General features: G+C 43.0%; 8 protein-coding genes. 5 read left to right on the top strand and 3 right to left on the bottom strand.

Translation table 11 applies throughout. The features are described from left to right. Positions 1-103 precede the first annotated feature (103 nt). Complete coding sequence (gene ahcY, locus ACYSNS_RS03195; RefSeq protein ID WP_461721669.1) at positions 104-1,501, bottom strand: adenosylhomocysteinase; 1,398 nt, start codon at positions 1,499-1,501, stop codon at positions 104-106. 274 nt (positions 1,502-1,775) lie between these two features. Here ahcY and rfbA point away from each other — a divergent pair, with 274 nt between their 5' ends. The 5 genes from rfbA to ACYSNS_RS03170 are packed head-to-tail and all read left to right on the top strand — an operon-like array spanning position 1,776 to position 8,973. Then, positions 1,776-2,657: a glucose-1-phosphate thymidylyltransferase RfbA gene (gene rfbA / locus ACYSNS_RS03190; protein ID WP_461721668.1), complete on the top strand. Its 882-nt coding sequence runs from the start codon at positions 1,776-1,778 to the stop codon at positions 2,655-2,657. Beyond that, positions 2,650-3,222 (top strand): dTDP-4-dehydrorhamnose 3,5-epimerase, encoded by a 573-nt coding sequence (gene rfbC, locus ACYSNS_RS03185; RefSeq protein ID WP_461721667.1) that lies wholly within the window; start codon positions 2,650-2,652, stop codon positions 3,220-3,222. Before rfbA ends, rfbC begins: the two co-directional genes overlap by 8 nt. Continuing rightward, positions 3,219-4,253: a dTDP-glucose 4,6-dehydratase gene (rfbB, locus tag ACYSNS_RS03180; protein WP_461721666.1), complete on the top strand. Its 1,035-nt coding sequence runs from the start codon at positions 3,219-3,221 to the stop codon at positions 4,251-4,253. The genes rfbC and rfbB overlap by 4 nt, the downstream gene beginning before the upstream one ends. Before the next feature lie 15 nt (positions 4,254-4,268). Next, on the top strand, positions 4,269-5,120 hold the full coding sequence (gene rfbD / locus ACYSNS_RS03175) for a dTDP-4-dehydrorhamnose reductase (protein ID WP_461721665.1): 852 nt from the start codon (positions 4,269-4,271) through the stop codon (positions 5,118-5,120). Between the two features lie 43 nt (positions 5,121-5,163). Further along, positions 5,164-8,973: a glycosyltransferase gene (locus tag ACYSNS_RS03170; protein ID WP_461721664.1), complete on the top strand. Its 3,810-nt coding sequence runs from the start codon at positions 5,164-5,166 to the stop codon at positions 8,971-8,973. Between the two features lie 47 nt (positions 8,974-9,020). On the opposite strand, the gene ACYSNS_RS03165 is transcribed toward ACYSNS_RS03170, so the two are convergent. Continuing rightward, entirely contained in the window at positions 9,021-10,055 is a 1,035-nt protein-coding gene (locus ACYSNS_RS03165; RefSeq protein ID WP_461721663.1) for a glycosyltransferase family 2 protein, read from the bottom strand. A 655-nt stretch (positions 10,056-10,710) separates the two neighbouring features. Then, complete coding sequence (gene thpR / locus ACYSNS_RS03160; RefSeq protein WP_461721662.1) at positions 10,711-11,265, bottom strand: RNA 2',3'-cyclic phosphodiesterase; 555 nt, start codon at positions 11,263-11,265, stop codon at positions 10,711-10,713. Between the last annotated feature and the right edge of the window lie 16 nt (positions 11,266-11,281).

Here is an 11,281-nt window from a genome sequence, read left to right as displayed (position 1 = left end):
TTTCACCATACATGGCCAGTTAATCAAGGTGAAGGGGACGGCGTAAGCAAAAGGCCGGATAGATCCCTATCCGGCCTTTTCCTATCTTGTTGATTTGCGACGCTTAATAACGGTAATGTTCGGGCTTATAAGGGCCTTCAGGTGTAACACCGATATAAGCTGCCTGCTCTTCACTCAACTTTGTGAGTTTTACGCCCAGACGATCAAGATGCAGACGTGCCACTTTTTCATCGAGATGCTTGGGAAGCACGTAGACTTCGTTTTTATATTGCTCGCCACGGGTGAACAACTCGATCTGGCCAAGTGTCTGATTGGTAAAAGATGCCGACATAACAAAGGAAGGATGCCCCGTCGCATTGCCTAGATTGAGCAAACGGCCTTCTGACAACAAGATCATGCGTTTGCCATCCGCGAATGTGATCATATCAACCTGCGGCTTGATATTGGTCCATTTCAGGTTTTTCAACGCTGCAACCTGAATTTCATTATCGAAGTGGCCAATATTGCCGACAATGCACATATCCTTGACCATGCGCATATGTTCAATGCGTACAATGTCTTTATTGCCGGTTGTCGTGATAATGATATCGGCCGTCGGGGCCGCATCTTCCAACGTAACCACTTCATAGCCATCCATAGCCGCCTGCAAGGCACAAATTGGATCGACTTCCGTAACCTTGACGCGGGCGCCGGCACCCGAAAGCGAGGCGGCAGAACCTTTGCCAACATCGCCATAACCACAAACAACGGCAGTCTTGCCCGCCATCATGACATCGGTACCGCGACGGATACCATCCACCAAGGATTCCTTACAGCCATACTTATTGTCGAATTTCGACTTGGTAACACTGTCATTCACATTGATTGCCGGGAAAGGCAGTAGGCCTTTTTTCTGCAACTGGTAAAGCCGGTTGACGCCGGTTGTTGTTTCTTCTGTGACACCCTTGATTGCCGCCCGCTGACGGGTAAAGAAGCCGGGTGTTGCTGCCATACGCTTCTTGATCTGTGCAAACAATACTTCTTCTTCTTCCGATTCCGGCCTGGAAAGAACGTCTTCGCCAGCCTCGGCACGGGCACCCAAAAGAATGTATGCGGTCGCATCGCCACCATCATCCAAAATCATATTGGATGGTTCGCCATCCGGCCATTGGAAGATTGCATCGGTATAGGTCCAATATTCTTCCAATGTTTCCCCTTTGACGGCGAATACCGGTGTACCCGTAGCAGCAATCGCTGCGGCAGCATGGTCCTGGGTCGAAAATATATTGCAAGACGCCCAACGCACGTCAGCACCAATAGCCTTCAAGGTTTCAATCAAAACCGCTGTCTGAATGGTCATGTGCAGCGAGCCGGAAATACGGGCACCACGCAAAGGTTGCGACGAACCGAATTCCTCGCGGCAGGCCATCAGACCCGGCATTTCAGTTTCAGCAATATCCAGTTCTTTGCGGCCATAATCGGCAAGACTGATATCTTTGATGACGTAATCGTTGGCAGCCATTGTGCGCTCCTTCATTCTTTCAGTTGCAACCGACTTACCAGAAGTCACCATCTAACGCAATCAAGATATAAAGATGGCTTTATATCTTGAAGTAAAACACGCGGTGGACTGGGGCAAAATATCTATGCATTTACTGGACTTTACAGAGAAAAAGCGGTAACCACCCTAATAGGGTCAGAAACTGTTTGAAGGTGTATTGGGACACGTAAGGTTTCTGTAAATAGCCGGTACAAACGCAATTTATGGCTGTAAGCCGCTCCAATAAAGGTGGAAAATGAAGGGAATCATTCTTGCAGGCGGCAGTGGAACCCGCCTCTATCCAGCAACGCTTGGTGTGTCCAAACAGCTGATGCCGATTTATGACAAGCCGATGATCTATTATCCGCTTGGCGTCTTAATGCTGTCAGGCATTCGAGAAATTCTGATTATTTCGACACCGCGCGATCTGCCTTTGTTTCAACAGCTTCTTGGTGATGGCAGTGACTATGGCATTTCCTTATCTTACGCCGAGCAGGAACATCCCAATGGTTTGGCAGAAGCATTCATTATTGGCAAAGATTTTATCGGCAGCGACCCTGTGGCGCTTATCCTCGGCGACAATATCTTTTTTGGTCATGGTTTATCGCTTTATCTAGAACTGGCGCAGGCCTGTAAAAGTGGGGCAACTGTTTTTGCCTATCGTGTTGATGACCCGGAACGCTATGGCGTTGTCGGTTTTGATAAGGAAACGGGCGCAGCAAAGTCATTGGTTGAAAAACCATCGCATCCAGAATCCAACTGGGCTGTCACCGGTCTTTATTTCTATGATAATGACGTTGTAGGCTTTGCCCGCGATTTAAAACCGTCGCCACGCGGCGAATTGGAAATCACCGATATTAACCGTATCTATTTAGAGCTCAACCGTTTGCAAGTCATCCGGCTTGGTCGGGGTTACGCATGGCTCGATACTGGCACGCATGATAGTCTGCACGATGCTTCCTCTTATGTGCGGGCTATCGAAAAGCGTCAGGGCATTAAAGTTATGTGCCCCGAGGAAATTGCTTTTGAAGCTGGTTACCTCACTGCCGAACAGGTTCTCAAACGCGCGGACTGTTTAGGAAAAACAGAATATGCCGCTTATTTAAAACGCCGGATTACAGAGCTGGAAAATGATTGAGATTGAAAAAACTTCCCTAGAAGGCGTGGTCATTATCCACCCACAAAAATTCGGTGATGATCGCGGTTTTTTTTCAGAAACCTACAATGCAAAATTATTTGCCGAACATGGCATCGACGACACTTTTGTGCAGGATAACCATTCCTATTCAGCAAAAGCCGGCGTCTTGCGTGGCCTTCATTATCAATTGCTACCACATGCACAAGCCAAGCTTGTGCGCGTCACGCGTGGTCGGGTATTCGATGTCGCGGTTGATATACGCCGCGGTTCGCCGACTTTTTTGCAGTGGACCGGCGTTGAACTTTCAGCAGAAAACTGGACGCAATTCTATATTCCTGCAGGCTTCGCCCATGGTTTTCTAACGTTGGAAGACCATTGCGAGTTCCTCTATAAAGTCACGGATTTCTATGCACCCACATGTGACAGATCTATTCGCTTTGACGATCCGGAAATCGGCATCGAATGGCCATTTGATTTAACCCAACTACAGCTTTCAGAAAAAGATAAAAAAGCATCATTTGTCGCTGACGCAGACCTTTTTGAGTATTCGGAGATGAAGAAGTGAAAATTCTTGTAACCGGCGGTGCTGGCTTTATCGGTTCGGCGCTTTGTCGTCATTTGGTGGCACAAGGCCATGATGTATTCAATATTGACAAGCTGACCTATGCAGGCAATCTGGAATCATTGAAAACCATTGCCAACGCTCCCAATTATCATTTTCATCAACTGGATATTGCCGATAGTGATGCCATTGGCAGCATTCTCGACGAAAGCCAGATTGACGCCGTTATGCATCTGGCTGCTGAAAGCCATGTTGATCGTTCTATTTCCGGCCCAGCCGCTTTTATCGACACCAATATTGTCGGCACTTTCCGTCTTCTCGAAACGGTCCGTGCTTATTGGGAGAAGCTTCCCGCAGATAGAAGGCAAGCTTTCCGTTTCCATCACATTTCAACGGATGAAGTCTTTGGTGATCTGCCATTCGATAGTGGTATTTTCACGGAAGAAACGCCTTATCATCCGTCTTCGCCCTATTCGGCCTCAAAAGCAGCATCGGACCATCTGGTGCGCGCTTGGAACCATACCTATGGGCTTCCGGTGGTGCTGTCTAATTGTTCCAACAATTACGGGCCCTATCACTTCCCTGAAAAGCTTATACCCTTGGTCATCCTCTCGGCTCTGGATGAGAAACCTTTGCCGATCTACGGCAAAGGCGAAAATGTGCGTGATTGGCTGTATGTTGAAGATCATGCCAGTGCCCTTGAAACGATAGTGCTGAAGGGAAAAGTCGGCGAAAGCTATAATGTGGGTGGTAAAAACGAACGCACCAATCTGCAAGTGGTCGAAACGATTTGCGATACGCTTGATCGCTTAAAACCGCGGGCAAATGGCCAATCCTATCGCGAACTTATCAGCTTCGTGACAGATCGTGCCGGCCATGATCGCCGTTATGCTATTGATCCGACCAAGATCGAAACCGAGTTGAAATGGGCGCCACAGGAAACTTTCACCACCGGCCTTGAGAAAACCGTCCAGTGGTTTCTTGAAAACCAGTGGTGGTGGCAGCCTTTACGCGAACGGGCGAAAATCTCTTAAAAGGTTAAAGCATCGATGAAAATTTTGGTAACAGGTAAAAACGGACAGGTCGCTCAAGCATTGCTTGCTTGCGCGAAAGACGGTTTGGACATAATCGCACTCGGAAGGCCGGAGCTTGATATCACCGACAAGTCTTCGGTTGAACGCGCCGTCAAAGCCCATAAGCCTGATATAATTGTCAATGCCGCTGCTTACACTGCCGTTGATAAGGCTGAAGATGACGTAGCCGCTGCTTTTGCTATCAACCGCGACGGCGCAAAAAATGTTGCCGAGGTTGCCGCTGAAAATTGCCTTCCTATCATCCATATCTCCACCGACTATGTATTTAATGGCGAAAAAGACGGTGCTTATGAGGAAGATGACGCAACCGGCCCACTGAATGTTTATGGCCTTTCAAAGTTGGAAGGGGAATGGGCCGTACAGGCGGCCAATCCCGATCACGTTATTCTAAGAACCGCATGGGTTTACAGTAGCTATGGCAGTAATTTTGTCAAAACCATGCTGAAGCTTGCTGAAACACGCGACGAGATCAGTGTTGTTTGTGACCAATGGGGCACGCCGACAAGCGCTGACTTCATCGCTGAAAACATTGTCGAGATATCCAGGCAGATACTAGGACCCAATCCGCCGGAAACATGGCGCGGGATATTTCATCTGGTTCCTGACGGGAAAACCAATTGGGCCGATTTTGCGCGTGAAATATTTTTGCAAAAACTGAAGAATAATGAAAAAACAATAAAAGTTACATCAATACCCGCTTCGCGTTATAAAACCATAGCCAGTAGACCGCAAAATTCAATAATCGATAATCAAAAAATTCGATCGATTTATCATCTAGATATACTTAACTGGAAACACTATCTCTGACGCAAGCTGAGTAGATGTTCGAGAAAGTTACACAGGAACAGAAATGCGCAATTTAGAAAAAATTTTTTGGAATCATAGCGAAAACCTATCAGATAAATGGGAAAATTATATCAAAATATATAATAAACATTTCGAATTTTTCGTAAAAAATAATTTACCGGTAAGCGTTCTTGAAATCGGCGTGCAAAATGGCGGTTCACTTCAAATCTGGAAGAAATTCTTTCCCGATAATTCTACTTTTACAGGTTTGGACATTGATCCTAAATGTGCTAATCTCAACCTCGGCAATAATATAGAAGTATTCTGTTGTAATGCTGCTGACAGTAATAAGTTACATTCTGTTTTAGCTGATAGGAAATTCGACATAATCATAGATGACGGTTCTCATAGGTCACCTGATATTCTAGCTACTTTCTTTAGCTGCCTAAAGTTATTGAATCCAGGTGGAATATATGTTGTCGAAGACTTACATTGTAGCTATGATCAAAATTTTGAAGGAGGCTTCCGTAAAAAAGGATCAGCGCTTGAGTTTTTCAAAAACTTAACAGACGTATTAAATTATCATCATATTCCTGAGAATGAAATAAGTACATTACCTAATTCGGATCGCTTTCATGAATATCACAAGCGTATTGACTCTATTTCTTTTTACGATTCTGTCGTTGTAGTTGAATTAGCTGATAAATTTGAGGATCATCTATATAGACGATTCCTAACTGGCAATAATAGACCTGTGTATGATAATTTAAAACAACTTCGATATCTAGCAAATGATAGCAAACATCGTCTGGTTGTTTCTCACTCACTGTTACCTTCTGTAGATGAAGAATTTAGAGAAAAAACGAATATCAACCCGTCACTGATTTCTGTGTTAAGAGACGAAAATTCATATCTTTATAAATACACCAATCTCAGAAAACTTCAAAATACAGCATCTGAAGTCAATGTAGGCGAACCTACGTCACAACCAGAAAATACTGATAAGCAAAGAAACATTAGCAAATTAAAGCGGTTCAAAAAAAAATGGAAGAGAAGCCTAACGAAGCGATTAAATAGTATTGGCATTGGACAAAAACATCCGCAGACTAAAGGTAATCCTGCCATAAAATTACCGATCCCACAAAACTATATGAGAGCGGTTCAAGAGTTCCTACTTCATTCCGACTACAGCTCTAAGTATGAGTTCGTTGAGGACGGCTCTCTGAAGTTTACTATTCTCATAACAATATTCAATACTCCACCTCATTTGTTGGAGCGCCTTCTGAAAACTGTACTCTTGCAAAGTTATAAAAACTTTGAGGTCGTAATTGTTAACGATTGTTCTATTGAGCCTCATGTGCATGAAATTCTTTCACGGTTTTCTGTCCTAGATAAAAGAATCAAGCTCGTTCAAAATGGAGAAAATCTTGGTATTTCTGGCGCCCATAATGCTGGCTTAAAGATATCAACCGGGGACTATATTGCCCTGGTCGATCATGATGACGAATTGGCATGGAATGCACTTGAGTGTGTTGCTGCATGTATTTTGCAACATCCTGACGCCGATCTAGTTTACTCAGATGAATGCATATTGAATGAAGATGGATATCCTATACAAATTTTAGCTAAACCAGACTGGAGTCCAGTTTATCTTACGAACTGCATGTATTTAGGTCATCTATCTGTGTACCGCCGTTCCATTATCCAAAAAATTGGAGGCTTCCAAAGTGCATTTGATTTCTCTCAAGATTATGACCTTGCATTACGAGTGACCGAAACAACAGATAAAATTTATCATATTGCTCAACCTTTATATGGGTGGCGCGCTATTGCTTCTTCTGCGGCAGGCGGCGGAAAAGATTTTGCAAGAACAACAAATATAGCGGCCTTACAGGCAGCGGCTGACCGCAGGGAGTGGCAAGGTGTGGCTACACCTTTATCCCATGCGAATCGTATAGTTTGGAAGCAAAAAGATGTTTGGCCAAAAGTAACTATTATTGTACCATCGGACAATGTCGAAAATATAAAACTATCCATTGAATCCATCGAAAATCGAAGCACATATCCCAACTATGAGGTGGTGATAGTTACAAATTCTAATATTATAAAGTTACTCAAAAAAGAAAGACTAGAGGTAAAGTTCGTCGCTTACGATAAGCCGTTCAATTTTTCTGATAAATGTAACAAAGGCGCCGAAATTGCCTCAGGCCAGTTTTTAGTTTTTTTTAATGATGATGTAAGAATTATCGATCAAGATTGGCTAGAGCAATTGGTAAATATAGGTCTTATAGAAGGCGTAGGTGCTGTTGCACCAAAAATGTTATATGAGGACCAAACTATACAGCACGCTGGCATGGTAACAGGTGTCCGAAGATTGGTTGGTACCGCCTTTCATGGACTAAATGATACACAAGATACTTATTTTAATATGCCGAGCCAGTTGCGTGAAGTTTCGTTACTCTGTGGAGCGTGTTTGCTTGTATCACGTGAGACTTTCACAAAAATTGGAGGATTTGATGCAATTAATACCCCAATCGCGCATTCCGATATAGATTTGTGTTTTAAAATTCGCGCGCTTCAGCAAACTTGCATATATCAACCTGATGTAAAGCTGATGCATCTAGGCCATCAATCAATCGCAGAAATTGAAAAAGATAAGATAGCTAAGATTGATAAATCAGACATCTATCTTTTAAAAAGATGGCCCGCTGAAATTGCCGATGATCCTTACTTCACGCCGCTTATGAAAGCGCTATTGTATCATGATTCACCGGAAGATTTCATTATATATCCGGGTAATGAATACACTGGGAAAGCAAAGGGTGATGTTCTTTTAGTCAGCCACGACTTAACAAATAGCGGAGCGCCACGTGTCGTGGTTGAAATGGCTAAAGCTCTGTCCAAGGAAGGCTATTTTGTTGTTATCGCATCGTGTGAAGATGGGCCACTGCGGCATGAGCTGCAGTCTTTAGGCTTTAATGTTATAGTCGACAGCCTTCTCTTTACAATGCATGAAAGTGTATTATCGTTTGCCCGTAATTTTGATATAGTGATCGCCAATACCGTCGTATCCTGGCCTATTGTAAAACAGTTAGATCAGACGGTGCCTGTACTGTGGTATATCCATGAAGTTGAGCTTATTTCTGAACTTGCTGAATCATTTGCAGATTGTGCACTAATATTAAGAGATGCAAAAAATATTGTAGCTGTTAGCGAATATGCCTTAAAACACATACAAAAATATAGAACCTTCAATACACCTTTGTTGGAAACGGGTTTCCCCCAACTCTGTAGGAAAGAAAACAAGGAAAGCAAGCTTAAAATTTCTGTTTTCGGATCCTTTGAATACCGTAAGGGGCAGGATATCCTCTTAAAGGCAATGGATCATATATCCGCCGACTCTCTTAATCAATTCACACTTCAATTTTTCGGTAGAAATCATGATAAAGACTTTAAGAACAATCTTTCTATCGCCGCAAGTAGATATCAAAATGTAAATGTAAACGGAGAGTTAACGCATGATGAGTGTATGCTGGAGACTGAACTATCTGATTTAATTATAGTACCTTCTAGAAGTGATACATTGCCTATAGTTTCGATTGATGCACTAGGAGCTGGCGTGCCGGTCATGTGCACTGTCGAGACAGGCACTAGCAGATATATCGAAAATAATAAATCCGGCTTCATCATCTATGAATTGAAACCAGAAATTATGGCGAATGCGTTAGAAGAAGCTTTAAAGCGGGTCGATGAATGGCGGGTTGTTGGGAACGAGGGACGTTTGGTTTTTGAGAAACATTTTTCATCTCAAATATTCGAGCAAAACCTGTTTCGTCTTGTAGATGATGTCATGTTGTGTGAGAGAAAAAAATAACCAGTTAACTATTTGAGCCTCAGATGTTTATATTGCATCTGGGGCAATCAATCTCTGAAGAGAGAGTTCCATTTGTATTTCAATTTTATTTTAAATGTACGGCGTTTTATTTTCCACCTCAAAGCGCTTTTTAAGCGCGTGTATTTTCTGATCAACATGTTAAAATCGTCTAAAATTGAAACAAATTCATCTCTAGTCTCATTTATCTTAAATTGCTGTGGAGTTTTAGGCTTGGCAACTGCAAAACGCGCTTCTTTGATAATCGTATCCATAAAACGTGGTACCAAACAGTCTCGGATATAAGACCGGCCTAAACGATCCTCTTCCGGAAAGTTTTCACATATTTTCTTAATATAGCGAAGTCTGCTTCGGCTCATTTTGATGCTGTATGAAGTACTATTGCTGTTTACGCACCACACCGTTACAGATTTAGGAGTAAAATAATTACTCCAGCCACTACGGAACAGTCGTAGAAATAGATCATCATCCTCGTAGCCAGTGAATTGCGGATCGAATCCACCTACGTCTTCATAAGCGGTCCTGCAAATAAGTGATGCCGAAGGTAAAACGAACATGTCATTGCGCAACATGCTATAAATATTTTTTTTAGGATGACTGTCTTTTGTATAACGCGTTACAATATCAGTTAAAATGATGTTTCCTTCTTCATCTGCTTCATATAAATCGCCGTATACCCATCCAAAACGCGGATCGTCCCAAACGACTTCATCCAAAAGGATTTCAATATGTTGCAAGAGATAAAAATCGTCTTGATCAAGGAATGAAATGAAACGAGATTTGGTATGCGCCACACCAAAATTTCTGGCAGAACCTTGACCGCCATTTTCTTTGTGCAGAACGGTGAAGCCCATCTGTGCGCCAATTTTATCCAAAAAAGCGGCTTCTTCTGGCGTTGAACCATCGTCAACAACCACAAATTCGTCGGGCTTGATTGTTTGTTCCAAGACGCTTTTGGCGCTACGCTCAATATATTTCGAGCCATTATAATAAGGGATGATAACAGCCACGGAACGATCTTGTTGTTTTTCCAAATTTGCAACCGCTGTGTTTTTCGTTGTCATGCCTGCATCAATCCAGTTTTAGAAGTTACCAAATAATTAGATAGCGCTGAGAACGCAAAATCGTGATAGAGCCTTACTATGTTTGCGCCACAGTAAAGCTCATAAACGTCATTTATCAACTGAATTGTCAAACCAACGGTCATTATCGCCTTCTTAACCCGATATCTTCAGTGCAACTTTTGGGATAAGAGAGTGTCCGATTGGGTGCTTTTCGCTTTGATCAACCGAGATGGCCAAATTAAACCGCGGAAGTAGTGGTAAAATTGGATCGCTTGTTGGCTAGATTACCTTGATGATATTTTTACACCCGGAAAGCAAATCAACATCGTGGAATTTTGCACCAAGTTCACGTTAAGTAATATTGGTTTTTCGGAGCCAAAAAACCAATTAAACGTACAGGCATAAAACCAGATAAAAACATCCTATCATTTTGGCGTCATCATATCGCTATAGAACTTATTCGAAGTGCAATAAAACTTGAATTACGAAAACATTCAGTCTGAGTTTTTTCATAATAAAAGCTGTTCAGCATTGCTGTGTTAGCTTTTTATAATTTCATCGTCAGATCAATACATTGAAAAACTACTGATATCGGTAGATGCCGCTTTGATTAATTTCAAATCTCAAATAATAGCGAAAATAAGCAGCACCGGCCTTATAAAAGGTGAAGTTGCCTTCCGCGCAACGCCCAGCTTTCTTCAACGATATATGGGCCACCGCCCACAGACTCTCGTGATGACATCATGACAAATCGGTTGACTGTGAATGGCTGTGTTGAAAAATTGCCGCGAGATGATAGGTAAATTAACAAGTCGTCCAGCTTGACCTGCCGCAGGCGCGCGATCGTCACATGCGGAGTGAATTTGGCTTTATCTATAGGAAGACCAAGCCTTTTGGCAATCCGGTCAATCTCCGCCTGTAATAGCGAAAGCTCTTCACTCGGTGCCACACGGGCGAAAAGCGAATGCGGTTTCTTGGAGCCGAAAACATCAATGCCCGTTAAGCGAAGCTGGAACGGCTCCCGCTCGATTCGATCTAGCGCCTGAACAATTTCATCTGCAAGATGATTTTCAATGTCACCAAAAAATCGCAGTGTAATATGATAGTTTTCTGTATCAATCCAGCGAGCACCGGGTAAACCGCCACGCAGCAGTGAAAGCGATAATGAAGCATCATGAGATATTTCCAATGCGGTAAAGAGGCGTGGCATTGTCATTCCTGATTTG

This window comes from Bartonella sp. LJL80 (assembly GCF_054871565.1).
The sequence above is the reverse complement of the archived record's forward strand: the minus strand, read 5'-3'. Positions and strand labels throughout refer to the sequence as shown.